The organism is Candidatus Methylobacter oryzae (assembly GCF_003994235.2).
Taxonomy (GTDB): domain Bacteria; phylum Pseudomonadota; class Gammaproteobacteria; order Methylococcales; family Methylomonadaceae; genus Methylobacter_A; species Methylobacter_A oryzae.
This window is the reverse complement of sequence record NZ_RYFG02000093.1, coordinates 24,217-47,938: the sequence shown is the minus strand read 5'-3', so window position 1 is coordinate 47,938 and position 23,722 is coordinate 24,217. Positions and strand designations below refer to the sequence as shown.

General features: G+C 48.4%; 25 protein-coding genes and 1 tRNA gene. 17 read left to right on the top strand and 9 right to left on the bottom strand.

Going from position 1 to position 23,722, the window contains the following annotated elements; genetic code table 11:
- On the top strand, positions 1 to 226 hold a 226-nt coding region (locus EKO24_RS10715; RefSeq protein WP_143733213.1), incomplete at its 5' end, for an EAL domain-containing protein.
- A 180-nt stretch (positions 227 to 406) separates the two neighbouring features.
- Here the strand turns inward: EKO24_RS10715 and EKO24_RS10710 are convergent.
- From EKO24_RS10710 to EKO24_RS10680, 7 genes are all read right to left on the bottom strand, one after another.
- A complete protein-coding gene (locus EKO24_RS10710) occupies positions 407 to 1,993 on the bottom strand; it encodes a sensor histidine kinase (RefSeq protein ID WP_127028339.1) in 1,587 nt (528 codons plus the stop codon).
- A gap of 12 nt (positions 1,994 to 2,005) precedes the next feature.
- Positions 2,006 to 2,518: a YfiR family protein gene (locus tag EKO24_RS10705; protein ID WP_127028338.1), complete on the bottom strand. Its 513-nt coding sequence runs from the start codon at positions 2,516 to 2,518 to the stop codon at positions 2,006 to 2,008.
- Between the two features lie 4 nt (positions 2,519 to 2,522).
- Complete coding sequence (locus tag EKO24_RS10700; protein ID WP_127028337.1) at positions 2,523 to 4,523, bottom strand: TonB-dependent receptor plug domain-containing protein; 2,001 nt, start codon at positions 4,521 to 4,523, stop codon at positions 2,523 to 2,525.
- Positions 4,524 to 4,971: 448 nt separating this feature from the next.
- Entirely contained in the window at positions 4,972 to 7,446 is a 2,475-nt protein-coding gene (locus EKO24_RS10695) for an EAL domain-containing protein (protein WP_127028336.1), read from the bottom strand.
- Positions 7,447 to 7,469: 23 nt separating this feature from the next.
- On the bottom strand, positions 7,470 to 7,883 hold the full coding sequence (locus EKO24_RS10690) for a response regulator (protein WP_127028343.1): 414 nt from the start codon (positions 7,881 to 7,883) through the stop codon (positions 7,470 to 7,472).
- 363 nt (positions 7,884 to 8,246) lie between these two features.
- A complete protein-coding gene (locus EKO24_RS10685; RefSeq protein WP_127028335.1) occupies positions 8,247 to 8,846 on the bottom strand; it encodes a TetR/AcrR family transcriptional regulator in 600 nt (199 codons plus the stop codon).
- A 20-nt stretch (positions 8,847 to 8,866) separates the two neighbouring features.
- Entirely contained in the window at positions 8,867 to 9,784 is a 918-nt protein-coding gene (locus tag EKO24_RS10680; protein WP_127028334.1) for a LysR family transcriptional regulator, read from the bottom strand.
- A gap of 187 nt (positions 9,785 to 9,971) precedes the next feature.
- Here EKO24_RS10680 and EKO24_RS10675 point away from each other — a divergent pair, with 187 nt between their 5' ends.
- From EKO24_RS10675 to EKO24_RS10625, 11 genes are all read left to right on the top strand, one after another.
- Entirely contained in the window at positions 9,972 to 10,553 is a 582-nt protein-coding gene (locus tag EKO24_RS10675) for a beta-class carbonic anhydrase (RefSeq protein ID WP_127028333.1), read from the top strand.
- Between the two features lie 306 nt (positions 10,554 to 10,859).
- Positions 10,860 to 11,366 (top strand): NUDIX hydrolase, encoded by a 507-nt coding sequence (locus EKO24_RS10670; protein WP_127028332.1) that lies wholly within the window; start codon positions 10,860 to 10,862, stop codon positions 11,364 to 11,366.
- Positions 11,354 to 12,127: a Nif3-like dinuclear metal center hexameric protein gene (locus EKO24_RS10665; protein ID WP_241674464.1), complete on the top strand. Its 774-nt coding sequence runs from the start codon at positions 11,354 to 11,356 to the stop codon at positions 12,125 to 12,127. Before EKO24_RS10670 ends, EKO24_RS10665 begins: the two co-directional genes overlap by 13 nt.
- A gap of 91 nt (positions 12,128 to 12,218) precedes the next feature.
- Complete coding sequence (locus tag EKO24_RS10660; protein ID WP_127028331.1) at positions 12,219 to 14,162, top strand: heavy metal translocating P-type ATPase; 1,944 nt, start codon at positions 12,219 to 12,221, stop codon at positions 14,160 to 14,162.
- A 150-nt stretch (positions 14,163 to 14,312) separates the two neighbouring features.
- On the top strand, positions 14,313 to 15,005 hold the full coding sequence (locus tag EKO24_RS10655; RefSeq protein WP_127028330.1) for a VIT1/CCC1 transporter family protein: 693 nt from the start codon (positions 14,313 to 14,315) through the stop codon (positions 15,003 to 15,005).
- A 5-nt stretch (positions 15,006 to 15,010) separates the two neighbouring features.
- A complete protein-coding gene (locus EKO24_RS10650) occupies positions 15,011 to 15,283 on the top strand; it encodes a GIY-YIG nuclease family protein (RefSeq protein ID WP_127028329.1) in 273 nt (90 codons plus the stop codon).
- A gap of 119 nt (positions 15,284 to 15,402) precedes the next feature.
- Positions 15,403 to 16,050, top strand: coding sequence for a uracil-DNA glycosylase (locus EKO24_RS10645; RefSeq protein WP_127028328.1), 648 nt, complete (start codon positions 15,403 to 15,405; stop codon positions 16,048 to 16,050).
- A 130-nt stretch (positions 16,051 to 16,180) separates the two neighbouring features.
- A tRNA-Thr gene (locus EKO24_RS10640) sits at positions 16,181 to 16,256 on the top strand.
- Between the two features lie 532 nt (positions 16,257 to 16,788).
- Positions 16,789 to 17,094 carry a hypothetical protein gene (locus tag EKO24_RS10635; RefSeq protein ID WP_127028327.1) on the top strand — a complete coding sequence of 102 codons (306 nt, stop codon included), beginning with the start codon at positions 16,789 to 16,791 and terminating at the stop codon, positions 17,092 to 17,094.
- Between the two features lie 42 nt (positions 17,095 to 17,136).
- The gene (locus tag EKO24_RS10630; RefSeq protein WP_127028326.1) at positions 17,137 to 17,733 is read left to right on the top strand and encodes a c-type cytochrome; all 597 of its coding nucleotides are present in this window, start codon (positions 17,137 to 17,139) and stop codon (positions 17,731 to 17,733) included.
- 2 nt (positions 17,734 to 17,735) lie between these two features.
- On the top strand, positions 17,736 to 19,253 hold the full coding sequence (locus EKO24_RS10625) for a cbb3-type cytochrome c oxidase subunit I (RefSeq protein WP_127028325.1): 1,518 nt from the start codon (positions 17,736 to 17,738) through the stop codon (positions 19,251 to 19,253).
- A gap of 75 nt (positions 19,254 to 19,328) precedes the next feature.
- Here the strand turns inward: EKO24_RS10625 and EKO24_RS10620 are convergent, their stop codons facing one another.
- A complete protein-coding gene (locus EKO24_RS10620; RefSeq protein WP_127028324.1) occupies positions 19,329 to 19,808 on the bottom strand; it encodes a hypothetical protein in 480 nt (159 codons plus the stop codon).
- 470 nt (positions 19,809 to 20,278) lie between these two features.
- Positions 20,279 to 20,548, bottom strand: a complete 270-nt coding sequence (locus tag EKO24_RS10615; protein WP_127028323.1) for a DNA-binding protein — start codon at positions 20,546 to 20,548, stop codon at positions 20,279 to 20,281.
- 98 nt (positions 20,549 to 20,646) lie between these two features.
- Between EKO24_RS10615 and EKO24_RS10610 the strand changes: the two genes are divergently transcribed.
- The 5 genes from EKO24_RS10610 to EKO24_RS10595 all read left to right on the top strand — a co-directional run bounded on the left by EKO24_RS10610 (position 20,647) and on the right by EKO24_RS10595 (position 23,722).
- Positions 20,647 to 20,856 carry a DNA-binding protein gene (locus EKO24_RS10610; RefSeq protein ID WP_127028322.1) on the top strand — a complete coding sequence of 70 codons (210 nt, stop codon included), beginning with the start codon at positions 20,647 to 20,649 and terminating at the stop codon, positions 20,854 to 20,856.
- Positions 20,857 to 20,925: 69 nt separating this feature from the next.
- Positions 20,926 to 21,156, top strand: a complete 231-nt coding sequence (locus EKO24_RS10605; RefSeq protein ID WP_127028321.1) for a hypothetical protein — start codon at positions 20,926 to 20,928, stop codon at positions 21,154 to 21,156.
- A 14-nt stretch (positions 21,157 to 21,170) separates the two neighbouring features.
- On the top strand, positions 21,171 to 21,323 hold the full coding sequence (locus tag EKO24_RS22380) for a hypothetical protein (RefSeq protein ID WP_154671591.1): 153 nt from the start codon (positions 21,171 to 21,173) through the stop codon (positions 21,321 to 21,323).
- A 525-nt stretch (positions 21,324 to 21,848) separates the two neighbouring features.
- On the top strand, positions 21,849 to 22,298 hold the full coding sequence (locus EKO24_RS22865) for a hypothetical protein (RefSeq protein ID WP_206667258.1): 450 nt from the start codon (positions 21,849 to 21,851) through the stop codon (positions 22,296 to 22,298).
- Between the two features lie 83 nt (positions 22,299 to 22,381).
- Entirely contained in the window at positions 22,382 to 23,722 is a 1,341-nt protein-coding gene (locus tag EKO24_RS10595) for a TolC family protein (RefSeq protein ID WP_127028319.1), read from the top strand.

Below are 23,722 nucleotides of genomic sequence, written 5' to 3'. Positions count from 1 at the left end.
GGACGATATGGAAATCGCCGCCACCATTGTCGCGATGGGCCATATTTTGGGCTTTAAAGTCTTGGCCGAAGGCGTCGAAACGCCGGAGCAACTGGCGTTTTTGCAGGAAAAAGGCTGCGATATGTACCAGGGCTATATTAAAAGCAGTCCGATACCGGAGGAAGAGTTCGTCGAGTTATTGCGTGCTCAGCAAGAACAAACAACAGCCGAGCTTGTAAGCGTTTAAGCTTTGTAACTATTCACCGTATTTCCAATAGAACACGGATGACACGGATTAAACGGATCATCACGGGTTTAATCAGGCTTGGGTTAAAAATCCGTGTAAATCCGTCCTATCCGTGGCATCCGTGTTCCATTTCTCTATATGCTGAATAATTACTAAGTTATTTGTGCCGGTTTATCGTAGTTACGACGAAGCCTTGGGCAGCGTAAAGCTGAATACACTACCTTGACCGGCAATGCTTTCCAGCGCAATCGCGCCATTCAGGCGCTTGATGGCCGATTTGATGTAATTCAGTCCTATGCCTTCGCCTTCCAACTTATGGTTACTGCCGCGGCGGAACATTTCAAAAATTCTTTTTTGATCTTTTTCCGGAATGCCCAAGCCGTTATCCTTAACAAAGAACCTGAAATGATCGCCTTGATCGTCAGCCCATATTTGAATCCTGCCGGGGCGTTTCGGATCCAGGTACTTAATCGCATTCGACAATAAATTGGCAAATATCTGGGATAGCAAATCAGGGTCGGCTTCAACCTGCGGTAAAGGCTCAACCTGAATTTTGGCTCCGGCTTGAGTGCTTTGATATTTTATCGCTTCGATATTATCGTTTACCAAACGTTGCGTATCGACTATTCCGATATTCAACTCCTGCCGTCCCAATCGGGAAATCTTTAAGATTCCGGCCAACAACTGGTTCATTTTTGCGACACCGCCGGTAATAAATCGCGTCGATGTTGGAATATCCTCATTCAATATGTTCAGCAATGCGGCTTTTTTATGGCCGGGCATCGGCGCCATTTCAGTATCCAGCAGTTTGCGCAAGTCCTCCAGGCTCAAGCCCAGCTCGTTGACAAAGCCCTGGACGTTAATTATCGGGGCGCGCAAGTCGTGAGAGATAATATAAGAAAAATCCTTCAGCTCTTCATTGTATTGCTGCAACTGGTCGCGGCGGTTTTGCAGTTCTTTGTCGCGAGACTCTATTTGTTCGAGCATCTGGTTAAAACCGTTTACCACGGCATTGAGCTCGGTGATGTTCGGATGCGGCAGCATCCGTCTGTCGTAATTACGCTTTTGCCCGATTTCGAGCGCGGTTTCCGCCAATTCTTCCAACGGCTTGACGACACTATAGGCCAGCCTGTTATTAAGCATCCGGCTTAAGCTGTAGATGCCGAACATCACCGGGATGAAAATGCCCAATACCGTAGCCAGTTCCAGCCAATCTCCGGTCAAGTCGGCCTCGATCCAAAGCAGTCCAATGACTTGCCGCTTGGATTCGCGCGTAGATCGTTGAGGGCGGGACGGCGCCAATACGGGCTGCTCCAGATGCAATTTGCCGATAGATAGCCGATCAAGCAAGTTTCGCATGGCGAGGGGTAGCTTCTGTGCAAAGTGTGGCGTAGCGGCATACTCTGCGAGCGTGTTGCCGTCGGCTTGTATAATGCCGGCGCCGGATACTTCCGCAATAGCGGATAACGAACGTAAATTTTCTTCGGCCGACGTCTTGTCGGTAAATATCAATGACGCTTCGCTATTGATAGCCAAAATAGACGCCAGCGAGCGCATACGTTGGACCGTGTCCTGGTACTTGCTGAGTACCATATAGCCGGTGAATAAAACGAAAGAAATGAATATGACGCCGGTAGATACCCGGAGGATAGCGTGTAAGCGATTGGCAATCGAGGATGAGCCGCTAGAACTCGACGCTAAGCGGCACATTTTTGAAATGGCGGGCTTCAACGAAAAATCAGTCTGTAGCCGTGTTCTATCAATCATCGCTAATCTCCGTCATGAAACGATCTTGGCTAATTTCAGCAGTTTCGAGCTGATTTTCAGTTTCGACGCTAAAACCGTACCGATATTGATCTCGAATCTTAAATGCTTGGATTCTGTAATCAAGTTAATCATGGCGCCTTGCGGCAGGCCGTCTTGGACATCGGTAACAATCAAGATTGGGGCGTTGTTCAGTAGGGCAGTGGCCTTGCCGAAATTTCCCTGTTCGGATTGCGGCCAAAAAAGGATATTACAGACTGTTAAATATTCCAATTGGCGAGGATATTTGAAGACGGCGTCAATTTGTCCTGATTTCGCATTCAGCAAAGCGGCAATAGTTGCCGCTTTGAATGGGTTGTTGCCGTAAACGCAAACTGTTACCGGCTTGGGTGGGCTGGGCCATTCGACATAAGCGGCGAAGTTGAGCAGGTAGGCGGCTTTAAGATCGTACTCGGTAGCCTCATCGGCCACGGCGCCTGCAAGCAGTGTTACTAGCAAGGCCCATACAGCGATTGATATGCGTATCATCGGATCAGAACCGGCATTGAAATTTCAGCCGGAAAGTACGCCCTTCCTGCGGAATGCCGTAAATTCCGCCGGGTTCCAAACGGTTGTCGTCCAGCAGGTCGTAGACGCCGGCCGACAAGTCAAGATAGGTGATGGGCTGGTAGAGTAAATTCAGGCCGACTCGGGTATATCCGGGCGTATTGCTTTGCAAGCCCATTCTTGACGACAAAACTTGCATATCGAAACCGCCTCGCCATTTTGGGCTGAACAGCGGCGTCATGAAGTTTAACTGGTAGAGATGGCGAGGTACGTTGCCTAGTATGCCGGGAGCCGAGCCAACAGGATCCTGATCTTCGGCAAAGATCAAACTGTAGCCGGTACGCAGCAGGGCGCCGTTGTCCCAGCGCCGCTGCAGCTCGAACTCCCCGCCGTAGCCGACATCTCCGCTTAAATTAACGGCATGGCTGAAGCCGGCAATTTCCTCTACGCCAAGCCGCTTGTTCTGCTTCAGGTAATAGCCGGTGGCCGTAAAATGCCAGTCTCCGGCAAAAGCTTGCTCCCAAGTTAGCGATACGGTATCGATTTGTTCCGGCTGCAATCCGGTATTAGCAGTTTGATTGGGTATGCCGTAAACAGTATAGAACTGTTGGGCGATTGTCGGCGAGCGGAAAGCCTTGCCGTATTGCAGTTTTAAAACAGTATCGGCCAGCGCCTGATAAACCAGTCCCACTCGCGGGCTAAACATGCTTTGGCTGGACAGGGAATTATCGTCGAAGCGTGCGCCCAGCGAGAGTTTCAGGCGCTCGGTCAAATCCACGTCGTCCTGTACGAAGATACCGATACGGTGGGTATCGCGGGAGTCGTCCTGAGATACCGAGATAGGCGGGCCGATGTCGGCATATTGCTGTAGTTGCCAGTTTTCCTGGGCTTCCGCCCCAACCAGGATCTTATGTCCGTCGAAGTGGCTGGACAGCAAGCGCATTTCCAGGCCGGTCCACCAGGCGTGTGTCAAATTGTTGACCAACAGGCCGCCATAGCGGAACTGTCCTTTGTAATCGTAATCGCCGTAAAATGTGCGCGCGGTAAAGTCCAGCTTTGGCGATAACGCTTTTTGGTATTGCAGGTTGACGAAGGCTTCGCTGTCTTGGAGGCTGCTGGCCGGAGGACCTAAATCGACGCCGAATATCCCTCCCGGAATTCCCTTGAAACGCCGTCCATAGCCGCCCTCAAAACTGAAATTGCCCCAATTGGCCTTGGCGAAGAATTGTTTGTCGTGTTCGTTATTGGCGCCTGAAGAAGCGCCTAAAGGATTGCTAGGCGATGCGGCTTCGGGTATTTGTAGCGATTGTCCGGCGGAATTGAAGCCGCTGGCTGATGCCAGAAAATCCAGGCCGTTATCTAATTTGCGGCCGTAACTGGCGCGGCCTTTATAACTGTCAAAGCTGCTCCATGAACCGCCGAGCTCGCCGCCTTGATAATCCTTGCCCAGTTTGGTAATGACGTTGACCACCGCAAAAAACGCATTGTTGCCGTACAGCGACGATCCCGGACCGCGTACGATCTCGACACGTTCCACCAAGTCCATATCGATCGGCAGGGCATTGTCGGTGAAGCCGGAATCGTAAATGGCTTCGTTCATGCGGATACCGTCGATCATGACCAGCATGCGTCCATTGTAATCGGCGGATTGGTCGAAGCCGCGGATGCCGGCGTTGTCGTACTCGCGGTTATTGGTGATAAAAAAACCGGGCACTGTGCGCAGCACGTCGCTCAAGGTGCGGTAACCGAATTGTTGGATTTGATCCTTGCCGACGACTGTCACCGAGCTGGCCGTTTCCGACAGTTTTTGATTGTATTTCGATGCGGTAACGGTTTCCAGCTCTACAGTCATCAGCTGTTCCAAGTCCATCCGGCTCATGTCGTTGACTTCGACCGCAAAGATTTGGGGGCAGAAGTTCAATAGCAGTGCTGCTGTCGATAGTTTCAGGCGATGCTTGAGTTCGGTTGGGGCGGAATTGTCGAGCATGACGATGCAGATAAGTTGGGCTGCGCTTTGGAAATTGTAACTATTCGGCGTATCTTTAATAGAACACGGATGACACGGATAGTACGGATTTACACGGATTTTTAGCCTGAGCCAAGTTTGATAACGCTTTTATACCCAAAGGGTATAAGTTTCGTTTGAGCTGCTAAGGATTTGGTTAAAAATAACTTCCCGAAATCTCTATTTTCGGTCGTCAAGCCGTTCGTGCTGAGCTTGTCGAAGCATGATCGGCTTGATGCGGTGGGATGAAATTTTTCCGTTCGCCCTGAGCTTGTCGAAGGGCGAACGGAAAAATTTCATCTAATCTATATCGAGAAGTTATTATGGACCATATCCTAAGTTGCTCAACTCAGCTTTAAATCCGTGTTTATCCGTTTAATCTGTGTCATCCGTGGTCCATTGTTCTATGCACTGAATAGTTACCCGGAAATTAAATAAAAATTCCTTTTTGTAACAGTATTAACATATCTTCCGCCGGAACAGGCCGGCTACATAAAAAGCCCTGCCCAAAGTCGCAGCCCAGTTGTTTCAGGTACTCCAGCTGTTGCGTAGTTTCTATGCCTTCGGCAATAACCAGGCAGTTCATGCTATGCGCCATGGAAATAATCGCTTCAATCACATTACATTGGCCTTTACGGCCGATTTGATTGATAAAACTCCGGTCGATTTTAATAAAATTCAGCGGCATACCGCTGATTCTGGATAGCGACGAATAGCCTGTCCCAAAGTCATCCAGGGAAATTTCGATGCCCGACGTTTGCACATGGCTCAAAATTTCCATTAGTTTAAGCGCGTCGCCCATCAACGCTGTTTCAGTAATTTCAAGCTTAATCCGGTGCGGCGCAATAGCATGGTCGGATAAAATCCGATGCATGTTGTCCAGCCATTCTCGCAAGCGACGAAATTGGGTTGGCGATAGATTGATGGCGACCGAAATTTCGTTCAAGTTACACGTATCCCAGATTTTAATTTGCTTGGCGACTTCTTTGACAACAAACAGGCTCAGGTCGTGTATAAAACCGCTTTCCTCGGCAACGGGAATAAAATCGTCCGGCATGACCATGCCCCAGTCAGGATGTTGCCAGCGCGATAGAACTTCAGCGCTTATGATTTGTCCGTCATTTAGCCGCCAGACCGGTTGAAAGAATACTTTGAATTCGCCATTCTCCAGGCTGCTTTTGAAGGCGTTTTTAAACTGTTGACGTTTGCCCGCTTCGCGGTTCATTTCGGCAGTAAAAAATTCGAATCCGTTGCGGCCGGTTTCCTTAACGCGATACATGGCCGCGTCCGCATTCTGGATAAGGGTCGTATCGTCCCGGCCGTCTGTAGGATATAGCGCTATGCCGATACTGGCCGAAATAGCCGCGTTAATGCCTTCGCCCAAAGAAAACGGTTGTTCCAGTACCTCCAGTATTGTTCTGACCACATTTTCCACGTCATGGCTATGGCCTGAATTGTTCATGATAACGACAAACTCGTCCCCGCCCAAGCGAGCCAGCGTGTCGCTTTCACGGATGCATTCATTCAGCCGCCGGGCTACCTGGATAAGCAATCTGTCGCCGGCCGTATGGCCGGAGCTGTCGTTAACCTCTTTAAAACGATCCAGGTCTATAAACAATAAAGCCAATTGCGATTTGCTGCGTTTGGCCGAAGCTACCGCCGAATGCAATCGATCCCGGAATAATTGACGGTTGGGCAGGTCTGTTAACGGGTCGTAGTTGGCTTGATAATGAATCTTGGCTTCCGCTTGCTTCTTTTCGGTCACGTCGCCAAAGACGGCGATGTGACGTTTAAGGTTGCCGGCTTCGTCATGAAGATAGGAAATCGAGGTCGCTTGCACGTACATCTCGCCGTTTTTGTGCCGGTTCCAAAGCTCGCCGTCCCAGTACCCGTAGTTGTTTAAAGAACGCCAGAGTGTATTGTAAAAAGCGTTGTCCTGGAGTCCCGAGCTGAGTATGCGCGGATTTTGCCCCCTGACTTCATCGAAGCTGTAGCCGGTAATTTTTGTGAATGCCGGATTGACAATTTCAATGCGATTGTCGGCATCGGTAATCATAATGCCTTCATGGATAGTATCGAATACCAGCTCGGCCAAACGTTGTTTTGCTATGGCCTGTTTGGGTTCGGTAATATCAATCAGGAATCCGCGCAATACATAATGGCCTTCGTTAATCCTGTCTACTACCGAGATTAGCTGTCTAAGCCAAATTCCGCTGCCGTCTTTTTTCTGTAGCCGGAATTCAAGTTTTTGTTCCTGCTGGCTATGCGTTAGCGAAGAGCAAAATGCGATAACTTTTGCATAATCTTCCTGATATAAACAGGTTTCCCAAAAACCTTCCGAAGTCCATTCTTCCAGGCTGTGTCCGGTCAATTTTTCCGCTTGCGCGGATACATAGCTGAATCGTCTTTCACTTGGCAGGTATTCCCAAGCAACAACATGGGTATGTTCGATTAACGACCGGTAAAATGCCTCGCTGTTATTTTTTTCCAGTTCGGCGGCATTTTTCTCCGCAATTAAGCGCTGTTTGAGCAAGGTTTTACTTAATGTTCTGGGCAGTAGCTGTAGATAAGCGCCTTCAAAATCCTTCAGCACAAAATCTTCCGCGCCTTGTTGAATGGCATTGAGCATTAACTGTATGTCGCTAATGCCGGAAATCATGATGCAGGTAGTCTTGGGCTTCAATGCCAGCATAGATTTTAAAACTTCCAGTCCATCCATATCGGGCAGGTAAAAGTCGATCAGTACCGCCGCAAAATCCTGTTTACGTATCAACGCCAAGCCCTGGCGTCCCGATTCGGCATGCGTAACGCAATAGTTTTCGCGCTCGAGTTTTATACGCACCAGCTCAGCAAGGCCTAAGTCGTCTTCGATATATAAAATATTGGTGGAAGCAGTATCGGACATATCAGGGCAATAGGGGCGGGGAGTTATTTAATGGAAGGGACGGCGATGAGTTCAATTAACATCCCTAATTTGCGCATCGCTTCGGTAAACCGGTTGAATTCGATTGGCTTGGGCAGATAAAGATTGCATCCCAGGCTGTAACATTCGTCTATTTCACGTTGATCGTCGGTCGACGTTAATACGATGACAGGAATGTCGCGCAACTTAATATCCTGTTTAAGAATATGCAGTAATTCCATGCCATTCATCACCGGCATGTTCAGGTCCAGCAGCAGTAGAGTTTGAGCAATAGGATGATCTTTAAAATTGCTTTGGCGGTTAAGATAGTCCAGCGCTAACTGACCGTTTTCGAACGTTTCAATTGGATTATTCAAGCCGCCGCGCCGCAAGTTTTTCTCGATTAATTTCGAGTGACCGGGATCGTCTTCCACAATCATTATGGGCACGAGCTGACTTTCAAGCACTTAGATAATCCGCAAAAAAATAGATATTATAGGCCAAACCGGCTAATTTGCCTGCTGCTTGCCGATTGAAACAGGACTATTGAAGAATAGCATTGCCAGTATGGATTCCGGCTTATTATTAACTGATGTGGCGCATGTCATGATGAAAGCATAGTCCACGAGAAGCACGAAAATATCGGCAACGCATTTTAGACCTTCCGGGTTTTAGAAACCCGGAAGGTCCACCTCTCGGCCCGGTTTCCGCCTTGCGGCAGTCCGTTTGAGCATAACGATATGAGGTCGTAGACAACATCAGGTCTTTTCGCGCCTTCCGTGGACAATGCGTAACATCGGTTATTAATTTTCGCGATGCAATGAACCGACCCAACCGTCGATAAAATTCTTAGCCAGCAATACAACAGCGTCTTCAACTTCTTTAATAGCCGTTGCGTCCTGATCCCGGCTCAGCGACAAGCTGCAAATGCCGTGAATACCGCTCCAGAGAGCATTGGCTGCCAGCCGGTTTTGCTGTGCCGGGCCGTTCGGCGCAAGACGTGCAAACTGCGCGTCCACCAAGCTGAATATCTGCTTGATTTTTTGTCGATACCACTCGGGAGGTTCGTTATCCCGGATAAAAATCATACTCCAGCGGTTAAAGTTTCGGCCGGCAAACGCTACGTAAGTTTTAGCCAGCTCTGTAATATGCTGTTCAGGCGCGCAATCGGGAACTTGCTGCATCTGTCCGCTAAGATTGTCTACAGTGGCTGCATTGATATGCGTGATTAAATCGGCCATGCTGTCGAAGACCATATAAATGCTGCCGACCGTATAACCGATGTCCATCGCAATCCTTCGCGCCGTTAGTGCTGAAGAGCCTTCGTTAACGATGATGGTTTCCGCCGCAGCCAGCACCATTTCCTTTATTTCGTCCAAACTGTGTTTGTTCCGTCTTGCCATTGATGTGCCTTTAGATGAATTTAAGTTATCCGCCCAGAGCTTATCAGCCTGTTATTTTCGGCAAAGTAGTTAATTAAAAAATCTACAAACGTAGCCAATTTAGCCGGCAGGAAGCGTCTTTGCAGATAGGTTGCGTAAATTTCCAACGATGGAATGCGCTTAGCCGGCAGAATCTCTACCAGCTTTCCCTGTTCCAGGTAATTCATCACCGATAATTCCGGCGCCTGGGTTATGCCCATGCCCAACGAAGCGGCCTGGCACAGAACCCGGCCATTGTTGGAGGCAAAGTGCCAGTTTGCCTTGATTCTAACGTCCTCTCCGTTATCGTTAAATACCCAATAATCTTTATGAGGCGTATCCATATAATGCAAACAGCGATGCGCGTTCAACTCGGCAATGGTTTGCGGTTCGCCGTACCGGGCGATATAGATTGGAGACGCATAAGTGCATAGCCGGGTCTGGGCGATCTTTCTGGCCACCACGCCTAAATCGAGCGTATCGGTGACTAAAATAGACAAATCAAAGCGGCCTTCGCTTAAATTGACTCGGCTGTTGTGCAAGGTCATTAGGATTTTAACGTCGGGATAGGCGCGTTGATACGCATTGATAGCCGGCACCATATACAGTCCGCCAAAATCGATTGGCGCGCTGATTTTTAATGTCCCTTTTACCTGTAGGCCCATCTGCGAGGTATATTCTTCCAGCTCCGAAAAATCATCCAGCAGCTGCTTGCTGCGGTGATAGTAAATTTTTCCCGCTTCGGTCATGCTGAGTTGCCGGGTCGTCCTGTTCAATAAAGCCACGCCTAATGAGTCTTCCAGTTGCGCTATGTATTTGCTGATCATCATTGCCGAGACATTCATTTCACGCGCGACCGCGGCAAAAGTGCCCAATTCGACAATCCGGCAAAATACTTGCGTGTTATTTAATTTAGCCATATTGAGCCTTTTATAAACTTTAAGTTTATATTGTATAATCTATATCGCTATTTGAAACCTTGGATTATTACGGTAGACTTGCGCCCGGAGATAGTAATCTAAATTACCGCTTGGTCTTTGTCATTCCCCTTAGTGATCAGGAACAAGCGGTTTTTTTATGTCACACAAAAATAATAACGAGGTGCTTATGAGTAAAATTTTGAATGAAGTTTTAGCAGCGAACAGGGATTATGTAAACGATTTCGGTGACAAAGGCGCATTGCCGATGCCTCCCGGCAGACATTTTGCTATTTTGACTTGCATGGATGCCCGCTTGGATCCAGCCAAATACGCCGGTTTATCCGAAGGCGACGCCCATGTTATCCGCAATGCCGGCGGCCGTGCCAGCGACGATGCGATCCGTTCGTTGGTGATCTCCTATAAATTGTTGGGAACCCGCGAATGGTTTGTCGTCCATCATACCGATTGCGGCATGGAAACCTTCACCGACGAGATCATGCGCGACCTGTTAAGCAGCAGCTTAAAAACAGCATCCGTTGATGCCGACGGTTGGCACGATTGCTGCGAAGGTCCGGGGTCGGCCGAAGGCAAATACATCGACTGGCTGACGATTAAAAACCAGGAAGAAAGCGTGCTGGAAGACGTAACCCGCATTAAAAACCATCCGCTGGTGCCGGCTAACATTCCTGTTTACGGCTATATCTACGACTGCAAGTCAGGCCGCTTAATTGAAGTGCCTGCCGCGACGCAAGCAGGCAGAGCTGCGTAAAACGCCGTTCAAACATGCCCGCGTCGCAGGATGCGGGCATGGTCCACCCCCCGCGATATGCGTAAGCGCATCAACTGTGTTTGCGTAGCTTTGATAAAAGTCTAAAATCCAATCTGGTAAATTTATAACTATTCAGCATATAGAGAAATGGAACACGGATGACACGAATTAAACGGATAATCACGGATTTAAATTTGGCTTGGGTTAAAATCCGTGTAAATCCGTCCTATCCGTCTCATCCGTGTTCTATTGAGAACACGCTGAATAGTTACGTAAATTTTTGATTGATGACTTTAAGCATACCGAATGAATAACGAACTACTCTCCGTCGTTGATGAAAACGACTGCATCGTCGACACCTGCGCGCGTCATATCGTCCATGCGACGGGGCTTAGGCACCGCGCCGTGCATATCCTGGTTTTCAACGACCGGGGCCAGCTCTTTTTGCAAAAACGTTCGCTGAAAAAAGACCTGAACGGCGGTCTTTGGGATACCTCGGCGGCCGGTCATGTCGATGCCGGCGAAGACTACGACGCCACCGCCGTCAGGGAGATCGAAGAGGAACTGGGTATCGGCATTGTGCCGGTATTGGAGCCGTTGTTTAAATTACCGGCCACGGCCGCTACCGGCATGGAATTTATCCAGGTCTACCGCTGCATTCACAACGGCCCGTTCGACCTGGCGACCGATGAGATCGATGACGGCGACTGGTTTCATACCGTGGAAATATCCCAGCGCATCGCGTCGGACGATCCGAGCCTGACAGAAGCGTTTAAAACCATTTGGACCCACTTCGAGGCATGGATGGCATGATTACCCGGCAGCAGCTCGGCGATTATTACCAGGCTTTGCTCCGTCCGGAAACCTACGCCGACTATTGTCCTAACGGCTTACAGGTAGAAGGGGCGGAACAGATCGAGCGTATCGCTTTTGCGGTGTCCGCGACCCGCGACTCGGTTAACCAAGCGGTTGAAAGCAAGGCCGATGCGCTAGTCGTTCATCATGGCTTGTTCTGGACATTTCATGGCGCCAAAACGCTGACCGGCGCTTTTGCCCGGCGAGTTTTCCCGCTGGTAAAAAACAACATCAACCTGTTCGCTTACCACCTACCGCTGGACGGGCACCCGGACATAGGCAATGCCGCGGTCTTGGGGCAAATGATAAATTGCAACCAGCAGCAGCCTTTCGGCGATTACAAAGGCTCGCCAACCGGCATTAAAGGCAGGCTCGAACAGCCGCTGAGCGCCATCGAGCTGCAACAAAAACTGGAAAGCGTGCTGAAGCATCATGTGATTCTTGCAACACCCGACAGCAACGCATTAATCCGAACCGTCGGCATCATTACCGGCGGCGCGAACAGCGAGTGGCGCTTGGCCGAAAAAGCACAGCTGGATGCATATATCACCGGCGAAATCAGCGAACACGATTGGCATGAAAGCCAAGAGGCGGGTATTCATATGTTCGCCGGCGGCCATAATGCGACCGAGCAGTTCGGCATCCGGGCATTAATGGACAAAACCTGCCGGCACTTTGCGGTGGAGTGCTTTTTTATTGATAGTGAAAACCCGGCGTAAAGTCTGTTACCCTGAAAAGACGGATATAGTTTCAACATTCGCCCGCGTTGCCGATAGAATGGAGGGCACAAAAAACGTGAGGCCGAAACCGATGGCTGCTAAGCAAGTAACTTCCACGGCAATATCCGAAAGCGTCATTGCAGTTATAAGCCTGCTCGGTATCGGCGGTTACCTGGTGTTGCGCTATGGGCTCGATATCGGGCATGACGTTTACACGCTATCCTTTAACGCGGCTTTAAATTCAGCAACCGCCAAACTCTATCAAGGACAATTCGTTTTTCCGCTTGAGCTGGTGTCCGTGCCGTTGCTTGCCGTGCTGGTGCTGGGCGGCATCCCGCTGGTTTATCAGTTGGTCGTGAAATTGGGGCGGGGCGATTGGGGCGCGGATTTGTTGGCGGGTCTATCGATCGTTACGGCCGTTTTGCTGGACGAGTATCTGGCCGGCAGTTTGGTCGTGTTGATGCTGTCCGGCGGCGCGGTGCTGGAGTCTTACGCAGTGCGCAAGGCTTCGTCAGTGCTAGAGGTGTTGTCCAGGCGGATGCCGTCGGTTGCGCACAGAAAATCCGGCGATCAAATTACCGACATCACGACCGGGCAGGTGAATATCGGCGATACGTTATTGATATTGCCGCACGAAATCTGCCCCGTCGACGGCACCGTGCTGGAAGGCTCCGGCACGATGGACGAATCCTACCTGACCGGCGAACCGTATATGATGTCGAAAGTCAGCGGTTCGCAAGTGCTTTCCGGCGCGATCAACGGCGATTCGGCCTTGACGATACGCGCGGACAAGCTGGCTGTCGATTCCCGCTATGCGAAGATCATGGAAGTGATGCGCTCGTCCGAACAGTATCGCCCGAATATCAGGCGGCTCGGCGACCAATTGGGCGCGCTGTATGCGCCGCTGGCCGTAGTCATTGCTTTGGTTGCCTGGGCGGCCAGCAATGACGTGCTGCGTTTTTTGTCGGTGTTGGTTATCGCCACGCCGTGCCCTTTGCTGATCGGCATACCGGTCACCATTATCAGCTCGATTTCGCTGGCCGCGCGGCGGGAAATCATCATCAAGAATCCGGCCATTCTGGAAACTATCGGCACTTGCCGCACGGCGATTTTCGATAAAACCGGCACTTTGACTTACGGCCGTCCCTCGCTGACCGCCCTGATTCCCGGTGAAGGATATAACGAGCAGGACGTATTAGTGCTGATCGCCAGCCTGGAGCGCTATTCCAAGCATCCGCTATCGCGAGCCATCGTTGGCGCGGCGGAAAAATCGGCGTTACCTTTATTAAGCGTAAGCAATATCACCGAGTTGCCGGGCGAAGGCCTGAAAGGTAATGTGGCCGGAAAGCAGATCCGGATTACCAGCCGTAAAAAATTTGTTCAGCAACACCCTGATACAGTTAACCTGCTGCCGGCAGTTTGCGGTGGCCTGGAATGCGTGGTATTGATCGACGATACTTACGCGGCGACTTTGCAGTTTCGGGATGAAGTCCGAACCGACAGTTCATCGTTCATCAATCACTTGCGGCCCAGCCATCTGTTCGACAAGGTAATGTTGGTATCCGGGGATAAGGAGTCGGAAGTACGCTTTCTGGCCGAACAAGTCGGTATTGAGCATGCATATTTCAGCCAAAGCCCCGAGCAGAAGCTGGAGCTGGTTCGCGATGAAACTAAAGCCGCGAAAACCGTGTTCTTGGGCGACGGTATTAACGATGCGCCGGCGCTGACGGCTGCGACAATCGGCATAGCTTTCGGCCAAAACAGCGATATTACCGGCGAATCGGCCGATGCAGTGATCATGGACAGTTCATTGTTAAAAGTCGACGAACTGTTTCATATTGGTCAACGGATGCGTAAAATTGCGCTGCAAAGCGCTGTCGGCGGCATGGCGCTTAGCTTGATAGGGATGGTCTTCGCAGGATTGGGCTATTTAACGCCGGTGGCCGGAGCGATTATCCAGGAAGCCATCGATGTGCTTGCCGTCTTGAATGCGTTAAGGGCAGCGATTCCGCCGAAATCGCTTTCGGATTTTTAAAAGGAAATGTAACTGCTTACCCCCTTTGAAATGGGGCGTAGATCATTGATTGCAAAGGACGCGTGAATACATCCCTGTTGCAGAAGCCTTTTCAATCGACCACCTACACCCATTAAATTTCGATAGGGTGAATAAATACAAGGAAATTCAATGTCCATTCATCACGAAACACATCGGACTCACCGTATCGGTTGGCTGCGCGCAGCGGTGCTCGGCGCTAACGACGGCATCGTGTCGACGGCCAGTTTAATCGTCGGCATTGCCGCATCCCATGCAGCGCACAAGGATATAGTCCTGGCCGGTATTGCCGGATTGGTTGCCGGAGCGATGTCGATGGCGGCCGGTGAGTATGTATCGGTCAGCTCTCAAGCCGATACCGAACAGGCCGATTTAAAGCGCGAGCGCAAGGAATTGGCTGAAGACGGCCATCGTGAGCAAAAAGAGTTGGCGGCCATCTACGTGTCGCGCGGACTCGATCCGTTACTGGCAGACCAAGTTGCGGAGCAATTAATGAATCACGATGCGTTGGGCGCCCATGCACGCGACGAACTCGGCATATCCGCAACAGGCACTGCAAGACCTATTCAAGCGGCTTTGACATCGGCCGTTACCTTCGCCGTTGGGGCTGCCTTGCCTTTATTGATCGTCGTGTTTGCTCCCGATACCGATTTAATCGTGCTGGTGTCGTCCGCATCGTTGCTGTTTTTGACCTTGCTGGGTATGTTGGCGGCCTATAGCGGCGGAGCGGGAATCGTTAAAGGCGCTTTTCGCGTTGCCTTTTGGGGCGCGCTGGCGATGGGCTTGACCGCAACTGTCGGTTCCGTGTTTGGAACGGTCGTATAAATGGCATGAATTGGCAGGTCTACATTATCCTTTGCAGCGACGATTCGCTTTACACAGGCATCACCAACGATGTTGTCCGCCGCTTTAATCAACATGCGGACAGACAAGGCGCAAAATATTTTCGCGGCAGACGGCCTAAGCAGTTGGTTTATGTCGAGACCGGGCATGATCGCAGTTCCGCCGGTAAGCGGGAAGTCGCGATAAAAAAATTACCCAGGCTTGAGAAGTTGCAGTTATTGGCTTCCGATAGTAACAAGGTGGGTAATTTTTCGTTATGAGCTTAGAGAAACTCGCCGTGAAGTTCACAAAGAAAAAGCCGGATAAAAACTTCGTGGTGAATTAATCAAATAGATTTTTTCCCGCCATAAAACAAATCCACAAGCCAATATAATAGACCATGTACTCAAAACCCATATTCGATCAAGATTGCAGGCAATGTAAACGGCTGGACGATTTCCTGTGTGAAGTTAAACAAAAGCATCCGGATTATCATGCGCGTCCGGTTTCGCCTTTTGGCGACAGCTCGGCGCAATTGTTGATAGTTGGTTTAGCGCCGGGCATGCATGGCGCCAATGCCACGGGCAGACCGTTTACCGGCGACTATGCCGGCGTATTGCTCTACGAAGCGCTTTACGAGTTCGGCTACAGCAATCAGGTAAAGTCCGAGTCATTAACGGACGGCTTGGCGCTTGAAAACTGCCGTATTACCAATGCCGTCAAATGCCTGCCCCCGCAAAACAAACCGACCAATGCCGAAATCAACCAGTGCAATCGCTACTTGGAGGCCGAGCTAAAAACCTTGCCGGAGCGGGCTGTCATACTGGCCTTGGGGCTGGTTGCCCATCAGGCGGTATTAAAAGCTTACGGACTAAAACAGGGGGGCGTCAAATTTGCCCATAACGCCTGTCACATCTTGCCGGATGGCCGCGTGCTGGTCGATTCCTACCACAGCAGCCGGTACAACGTACAGACCAAACGGCTGACTAAAGAAATGTTTGCCGATGTTTTTCGGACTATTGCAATGCAAAGTATGAAGACTGTCTAGCCGGCTGTCATCTTTTTGAACTAGGGTAAAAGCTTGGGAAGTGATAGTTTGTAAGCCGGTAGCTCGAAAAAGTAGAACGTAGTATATTAAGATTCACGGCACTAGAATGATATTCTAATGTGCAGGCGAGGCCGATGTAGCTCAGTTGGTAGAGCAACTGATTCGTAATCAGTAGGTCACGGGTTCGAATCCCGTCATTGGCTCCATTATTTATAATAGAATCAATGCGCTGCGAGTGTTCTGGTGCCTCCTGTCGTACCTGCAATATATCATTGCTACTCTTTTGCTACCTTCGGATGTAGCAGCGTGGTCATATACTGTAGTCTTTCATTGGCGGCAAGTGGTAGCCGAGCAGTTCGTTAGAGCCTAGTCGATTTGTCTTTTAATCTCTCGATTCATCACGAGCCAAACTATAGGCTCACAGAGAATTAGCTATTTTTAATGGTGTGAATATTGGTTTTTTGGGCGGTATTACCAATGGCAATCTGTGGGAGAGATTTTGATTCTCCATGCAGAGCTTCTTATCCATATGTTGTCGTTGATTCAAAATTTACGGAACTTAAGTATAGACGATAGGGGCAATCCAACAGACTAACGCTGGCTATTTTGCTTCAGATACTTCATCCGTAGCTGCTTCTTCTATAGCAACCCTTTTCTATTGTGCTATAGTTCAATCACTTTAACAGCGCATTATCATTTGGCTGCGGTTTTGTTAACAAATAACCGAGTTAATCATTCATGATCGAACCCGTCGCTCTACAAGATTTTTTTATCACTTTTTTCTCATCCGCTTTAATCATATTGGCAGGCGCAAGTTATGCGTTGCTGTTTGCCTGGTCTAAAGTCAATCCAAATTTCCGCATTAAAATTGCCGCCTATGTTTCCTATGCCGTATTGATTCTTTCCGTAGTTGAATTAACGCAGGCTGCACATTTTCAAGGCTACTGGCTGATTATTTCCTTGGCGATGGTTATCGGCTATTTCTTCGCACCGATAGGTATTTGGCATCTGTGTGTTAAAACACATGCTAAGTCTACTCCCTGATCTAATAACACCAATAACAATAACAACAACAGAGGATACGCTATGAATGAAACACCTTTATGGGCTTCCGAATCATTTTGGAAGAAAACGGCAATCTGGGTAACGGCGGGATCATTTTTGATTTTAGTTGTATTGACCATGGATTCATTAAGCAAAACTAGCGCAGGCAGCAAACGAGTACCTGCCTACAACGTGATTAACAAAAAAATCGATTACCAATTAAACAAGGAATTGCATAAATCGATGCCGGTTATTGGTGAAAATGAGTTTTTATTCGGCAAAGAGTACACCGAAGAAGAAGCGCGGCAATTGGTTGATTTAGGTAAAAAGACCACACAAGCTAAAAACTGTATGAATTGCCATACCCTGCTAGGCAATGGCGCTTACTATGCGCCTGACTTAACCAAAGCTTGGTTGGATAAAGGTTGGATTTCCAAGGAGACGCGTGAAGACATGATGGTGAAATTCTTAATGGACCCTGAAAATAATGCGCGTACTTTTGGCAGTAACCGGAAAATGCCAAATTTGAATATTACCGAACAGGAAGCAAAAGCCATCGTTGCTTTTTTAAAGTGGATGTCGAGTATTGATACTAATGGCTTTCCCTCTAATTTTAAAACTATTGAAGCGGAAGAATGAGCATGAATACAAGTGGATTAAATGGGGTCATTCAACAAGCGGCCGCTTTAAGTGATAAGTCGCGCCTCTATCTCAACAATTTCAAAGCCTGGGTGCAATTAGATAGCAGTCATTTAAGTGATGGGCGGCAATTGGCCGTTAAATATTTTACCGTTGCTGTTATTTTGTTTTTCGCGCAAATCCTGTTTGGACTATTGGCGGCGATGCAGTTTATTTTTCCTGGTTTTCTTTATGAAATTCTGGATTTCAGTGTCAACCGCATGATCCACATTAATGCAATGGTTGTCTGGATGTTGTATGGTTTTATAGGCTGCGTGTATTGGTTTATTGAAGAGGAGAGCGGCACTGAAATTGTGGGTCTAAAATTGGGCAATATTGCTTTTTGGGTGCTTACCGGAGCGGTCACACTGGTGGTGCTGGTTTACCTGTTAGTGCAAATCGGTCCAGGTAAAGATTCCAGTCTTTGGTTTATTAACGAAGGTCGCGAATATATTGAAGCGCCGCGTTGGGCAGATATTGGCATCGTGGTGGTTATGTTGATCTTTTTCTATAACGTGGTCGCAACTTTCAGTAAAGGTAAATGGTCCGGCATTGCAGGCGTTTTAACGCTGGATTTGGTGGCATTAGCGGGTCTCTATACGGCCGGTATGTTTTATATGACGAATATCAGCCATGATCAATATTGGTGGTGGTGGGTTATTCATTTGTGGGTCGAAGCCACTTGGGAAGTGCTGGTCGGCGTGATTATGGCCTGGTCACTGATGAAGCTGTTAGCGGTCAGACGTAAAATCGTAGAAACCTGGCTCTATATTGAAGTTGCCTTGATGTTCGGCTCGGGTATTTTAGGCCTAGGCCATCATTATTTTTGGATCGGAACGCCGGAATACTGGCTAACTGTCGGTGGATTTTTCTCCGCACTTGAGCCCATTCCCCTGGTCGCGATGGTGGTTCATGCGGTTTATGATTCCGGTGCGCATGCATTTAAGAACGGCAATCATCCCGCTTTAGCCTGGATTATTGCTCAAGCTTTCGGCAATTTTTTTGGTGCTGGCGTATGGGGCTTCATGCATACCTTGCCGCAAATCAACATATTTACCCATGGTACGCAGTGGTCGGCCTCTCATGGCCACTTAGCGTTTTTTGGCGCTTACGCGACCATCAATATCGCCTTCTTTTATCTGGCTATACAGCAATGGCGTGGCAATGTCTGGATGGGCGGCGGCAGTCAAAATGCTTGGCGTTGGAAATGGGCTTTAGGATTACTCAATGGCGGTGTTCTTGGCATGACGATAGCGTTATTAATAGCAGGTTATGAGCAATCTTTTATTGAGCGTGCGGTAGAAGGCTCAACTTGGGGGGGCTATTTTACCGCTCAAAACCATCCGTCATTTCAAAGTGCGATGGTTTGGCGTTTGCTTTTTGGCGGTATGACTCTTGCCGGATTTATTTTGCTAGTCTGGGATTTATTAACGATAGGTAAAGGCGAGACGAGAAAAGCGCCTGAGATTGTTGAAATTTAATTAAGTGCAATTTTACGGTATAAGGCTTGAGTTTTAACCTTATACCGTATAACAACTCCCTCTTACTTTTTCTCGCTAAAAGAAACCATGAGCCCCTGCTACCGCTCCGAATACAGCCAGCAAACTGAGTGCCAGTAATAGCTTGTGTATTGTGTGAACCAGGGCAAACGTTTTGACGCTATCTTTTACGGCTTGCTCATGGAACCATTGATGAAGAAATAATGGCTCCAGGACAAATAAAACCAGGGTAAAGATAAACCAAACGAACGTCATCAAGTGCATCCACCAGAATGACAAGTGTTGATAACGATCCCACGCATTCATAACTTCGACCATATAGAAACCGGAAATTCCAGTCACTAAGGTGGCTAGCTTGGCTTGAAATGAAAATTTTCCTTCCAGCTTTTCGAATAACTCCAGTTTATTTGAAGAATCGTTGATGCTTTTAAGCGAGGGAATAAGCACCAGCGTAACAAAGGCGACGCCACCGATCCAAAGCACTACGCCAATCACATGAAAAGCGCGAGCAAAGACAAAGTAATTGAAATTTTCCATCTACGGACTCTTCTACCAGTTGGTTGGAAAGTGGGTAACGTTTTTTCCTTCAGTTTCGCCTTCAGAATAACATAAGCGAATAGGGCAGAGTGTTATATCTTGAAAACGGCGTTGACGTTTTGCGACTTTGATCAAAAAGAGCGTTTAAATTTTCCAGCACCTTCGCGCCAATTATATCGTTATTATTAGACATGCAATTTCTTGGCTGGAAAACCCAACGCTGATTGGTGGGTTAATATTGAATGCCGTTTTCCACAAATGTACGAATAGCCCGCTATGACCAAAGCAATTGGCTCAAATGGAAAGTCGGATACTCTCGATCTCTTAAGCCCATTTTATTGCTTTTATATTGTAATTTTGTGGCTACGATTAGTAATTAACGGATTATGTAAGCCGCTTTATTTTGCCTACCGGCTTTAATCCGGTTTAGGTTTTAACCGTCCCCCATTGTTTTAATGCCCTCCCTGCGGTTATGTACCCGTAGACAGTCTTTTTCTTGTTTCCTCTATTTCAGGGCTAATTTGTCCGGCTTCGGGTAAATCCTTTCCTGTTGTAATCCAGTATGCGTATTCGGGAAATAGTTTGATTACTGCTTCTAAATGTTCTTCGTTAAGTCTTATTTTTTTTAGTCTCAAGTTTGCCCAAGTTGTGCTTTTTATTCCGGTTTTTGCTTCCAATGCTGGATTAGAAAGCATTGAGTCATCTAATAAATGAAGCACTCTTGAGTTAATATTGTTCATGATTGAGTAAAATTTACTTGACCGTTTTTGTTGATTGAGTAATAGTTACTTGAAGTAATTTTTTACGTAGAACTATGCAGAACTATAAGGGGTTCAATATGGAAGGTCAACCGTCGAGCTATCAAGTCTCGCCCGTTCTAGTCTGTACCCTGTCTAAATTCGCTGAGCAATCCGGCATGGAAGAAGGCGTAGTTTTAGGTTGGATTAAAAAAGGTTATTTGCCTACCAAGCGTATAGGCAAGTACACCCTGATAAATCTCGCTCTTTTTAACCAAGAGCTTTTGAGGGATGAATCTTTCGGGGATTAGATCACAAATTAGAGGCAAGCCTATGAACCAACAATCCGCACAAACACCTATCGCGCATGAGAGAACATCATGTTGACATTAACGCTTGATGAATATGATTTTTTACTCCGCCTTCTTGGCAGCTTTTGTTATTCAGAGAAGCGCATAACTACTCAAATTTTTGCCAAGCTTCAATTCCTCCTCGCGGATTCTGGTGACGCTTGCCGCCATCCTGCTCAATCGCCAGAAGTAGTGGGGCAGGGCGGCATTTTAACTGGGCAGGAAGATATTGATTTTATGCAATGTCATTCGTCGGATTAAAGGGAGCGCTACCAATGAAAATTTCATTTTTCAGAGATTTTATCGAGCTTGTTTTGCTTTGCGTTGTTTTTGTGTTTGGTTTGTACTTAGGCGACAAACGCGGCTTAAACCAATGCTATCCCTATGCGGTGCCTCATGATGTCGCCATTCATGAGGGCAATCAATGAATACTGTCTTTTCGATGGATTTATTCCTCGCTTTCTTTTGAGGCTTTTGTTTTTCTTCCCGGCTCTGGAAAACAAAATTTCCTGATTATTGCGCTAGAAAAAAATCCGTTTTTGTGTTCATGCGGGACGGGAGTGCAGGTTAACCGGCGTCTAAATTTTGCCGGTTTTTTAATCCAATGGGCATCCAAATAGCAGAAGCGGCCACTGGAACGTCGGTGCCAATCCAGGTAGCCGCTACTTGTGCACCCACGGCCTGCGTTAGACATTCGGCGACCGCTTTAACTGTGCATTTTAGCCATGCTGAGCAGTTATATTAATGAGAAATTCCTTGATGAAATTAACAATATTCCGAAGTCGCGTTTCGCAATTACCATTTCATATTGCAAGTCGAATCAGTTCCACGCGGGCATACTTGCGTTCTTCATAGAATGTCCCTGAATACATGTCCATCCCGTTGGTTTAACATCTTGCAAAATAAATCGAATTAGATTGACTAAGTTCAATAGTTGGTTATTATCTCTAACCATGATTTTTACTCGTCGCTTACACGTACGGCTATCACTAGTCCTGATACTGACAGTTCTCAGCCATTTTGTCCTGAACTCTAGTCTGTATTCGGGCGAAGTTTGGTGCTTTGGCGAGGACGGTCATGTTGCCATGGAATCCGCTAACCACCATCACAACCATGAGTTCAGCCATCGCGTAAAGCATGCGGCTGAAGAAACGGAGCAAATGTCGATGGGTAAATCCCATTGCACGGATATTGCCTATCCCAACGCCGACCAAATTAGTAACATCGATTCCATCAAGGATTTCTCCAAACACTTCTTGAATGATTGGGTATTAACGCTTGGCGCTATCCTTTTCATTTTGTCTGACTTTTGTCCCCTCATTTTCCGCTTACACTATAGTCGTCAGCGCCATTTCGTCGATTCAGGACAACGAGCGCTACGAAGTATCGTTCTTCTGAACTAGAGTCCTCTCTTCTAAATCGTCATCACGGTTGCAGCTAGCCGCTGCGGCTTTGCTGTGTTTTTTATTTATGAAGAGTTATGTTTATGACTGTATCCACAACGCGGCTATGCGGCCGTGTCGTTTTATTGTTCCTTTTGTCGGGCTTGACTATCGTTAACGCGACGGACGAACGCTTAAATCCTAATCAATCGCTGACTACTGTCGAAAATACCGTCGGCGTACCGGAAGAGCCTACCGGCAAACTGGCTCTGCCCCAGGCTCTGGCGATCGCTTTGCTTCGAAATCCTGAGCTATCGGCTTATTCAACGGAAATACGCGCCCAAGAGTCCGCGATTTTACAAGCGAGTTTGCTACCTAACCCGGTGTTTGGCGCTAATGCAGCCAACTTCGGCAATAACGTCATTCGCGGTTTTGACGGTGATGTGGTTACCCTGCAGCTCAGCCAGCTAATCGAGCTGGGCGGCAAACGTGCGGCTAGAATAACGGCTGCCGATCTCACCAAGCAATTGGCCGGCTGGGATTACGAAGCCAAGCGTGCTGACATCTTAACCCTGGTTACTCAAGCCTTTATCGATGTTCTCATCACGCAGCAACGCCTGGCGTTAACCCAACAAATGCAAGCGTTGGCTCAACAAACATACGCCAGCACTGCAGCACGGGTGCAGGCGGGCAAAGTATCGCCTGTTGAAGAAAGTAAAGCCAAAATCGCGTTGTCGTCCGCGCAAATCGAATTTCAACGCACGCAACGCGAGTTGGATGCAGCCAAAAAGCGCTTGGCGGCAACCTGGGGCAGCACCTCGCCTAGTTTTGACCAAGTGGCCGGCAATCTGGAAACCCTGCAACCGCCGCCCCGTTTGGACAGCCTGTTACAACGGCTTAGCGACAATCCCGATCTGGCTCGCTGGGCCACGGAAATTACCCAGCGCCAGGCATTAGTCGAAGTTGAAAAGAGCAAGGCGATTCCTGACGTAACGGCGACGGTAGGCACCAGTAACTACTTGATGCCCAACGATTATGCCTTACTGGTTGGTTTCTCTTTGCCGTTGCCGGTATTCGATCGTAATCAAGGCCGGATTGGCGAAGTTCAACAGCGTTTGGCTAAAGCGGAAGAAGAACGCCGAAACGCAGAAGTTCGTATTCAAACCGCCTTAAACACGGCCTATCAACGCTTGGCTGCCTCCTATGCCGAAGTCAACGCCTTGCATCAAGACATCCTGCCCAATGCGGAAACCGCTTACAACGCGGCAAGCGAAGGTTATCGTCTGGGCAAATTCGGTTTTCTTGACGTGCTCGATGCGCAACGCACGCTGTTTAGCGCTCAAAGCCAACATTTACAGGCGGAAGCGGAATACCACAAAGCCCTTGCCGACGTTGAGCGTTTAATTGGCGGCAATCCCAATCCATCGCCGAAGGCGGCCCCATAA

Coding starts and splice junctions, on each gene's coding strand:
- EKO24_RS10710 (WP_127028339.1), bottom strand. CDS start 1,993: ATGATTGATAGAACACGGCTACAGACTGATTTTTCGTTGAAGCCCGCC.
- EKO24_RS10705 (WP_127028338.1), bottom strand. CDS start 2,518: ATGATACGCATATCAATCGCTGTATGGGCCTTGCTAGTAACACTGCTT.
- EKO24_RS10700 (WP_127028337.1), bottom strand. CDS start 4,523: ATGCTCGACAATTCCGCCCCAACCGAACTCAAGCATCGCCTGAAACTA.
- EKO24_RS10695 (WP_127028336.1), bottom strand. CDS start 7,446: ATGTCCGATACTGCTTCCACCAATATTTTATATATCGAAGACGACTTA.
- EKO24_RS10690 (WP_127028343.1), bottom strand. CDS start 7,883: ATGATTGTGGAAGACGATCCCGGTCACTCGAAATTAATCGAGAAAAAC.
- EKO24_RS10685 (WP_127028335.1), bottom strand. CDS start 8,846: ATGGCAAGACGGAACAAACACAGTTTGGACGAAATAAAGGAAATGGTG.
- EKO24_RS10680 (WP_127028334.1), bottom strand. CDS start 9,784: ATGGCTAAATTAAATAACACGCAAGTATTTTGCCGGATTGTCGAATTG.
- EKO24_RS10675 (WP_127028333.1), top strand. CDS start 9,972: ATGAGTAAAATTTTGAATGAAGTTTTAGCAGCGAACAGGGATTATGTA.
- EKO24_RS10670 (WP_127028332.1), top strand. CDS start 10,860: ATGAATAACGAACTACTCTCCGTCGTTGATGAAAACGACTGCATCGTC.
- EKO24_RS10665 (WP_241674464.1), top strand. CDS start 11,354: ATGGATGGCATGATTACCCGGCAGCAGCTCGGCGATTATTACCAGGCT.
- EKO24_RS10660 (WP_127028331.1), top strand. CDS start 12,219: ATGGCTGCTAAGCAAGTAACTTCCACGGCAATATCCGAAAGCGTCATT.
- EKO24_RS10655 (WP_127028330.1), top strand. CDS start 14,313: ATGTCCATTCATCACGAAACACATCGGACTCACCGTATCGGTTGGCTG.
- EKO24_RS10650 (WP_127028329.1), top strand. CDS start 15,011: ATGAATTGGCAGGTCTACATTATCCTTTGCAGCGACGATTCGCTTTAC.
- EKO24_RS10645 (WP_127028328.1), top strand. CDS start 15,403: ATGTACTCAAAACCCATATTCGATCAAGATTGCAGGCAATGTAAACGG.
- EKO24_RS10635 (WP_127028327.1), top strand. CDS start 16,789: ATGATCGAACCCGTCGCTCTACAAGATTTTTTTATCACTTTTTTCTCA.
- EKO24_RS10630 (WP_127028326.1), top strand. CDS start 17,137: ATGAATGAAACACCTTTATGGGCTTCCGAATCATTTTGGAAGAAAACG.
- EKO24_RS10625 (WP_127028325.1), top strand. CDS start 17,736: ATGAATACAAGTGGATTAAATGGGGTCATTCAACAAGCGGCCGCTTTA.
- EKO24_RS10620 (WP_127028324.1), bottom strand. CDS start 19,808: ATGGAAAATTTCAATTACTTTGTCTTTGCTCGCGCTTTTCATGTGATT.
- EKO24_RS10615 (WP_127028323.1), bottom strand. CDS start 20,548: ATGAACAATATTAACTCAAGAGTGCTTCATTTATTAGATGACTCAATG.
- EKO24_RS10610 (WP_127028322.1), top strand. CDS start 20,647: ATGGAAGGTCAACCGTCGAGCTATCAAGTCTCGCCCGTTCTAGTCTGT.
- EKO24_RS10605 (WP_127028321.1), top strand. CDS start 20,926: ATGTTGACATTAACGCTTGATGAATATGATTTTTTACTCCGCCTTCTT.
- EKO24_RS22380 (WP_154671591.1), top strand. CDS start 21,171: ATGAAAATTTCATTTTTCAGAGATTTTATCGAGCTTGTTTTGCTTTGC.
- EKO24_RS22865 (WP_206667258.1), top strand. CDS start 21,849: ATGATTTTTACTCGTCGCTTACACGTACGGCTATCACTAGTCCTGATA.
- EKO24_RS10595 (WP_127028319.1), top strand. CDS start 22,382: ATGACTGTATCCACAACGCGGCTATGCGGCCGTGTCGTTTTATTGTTC.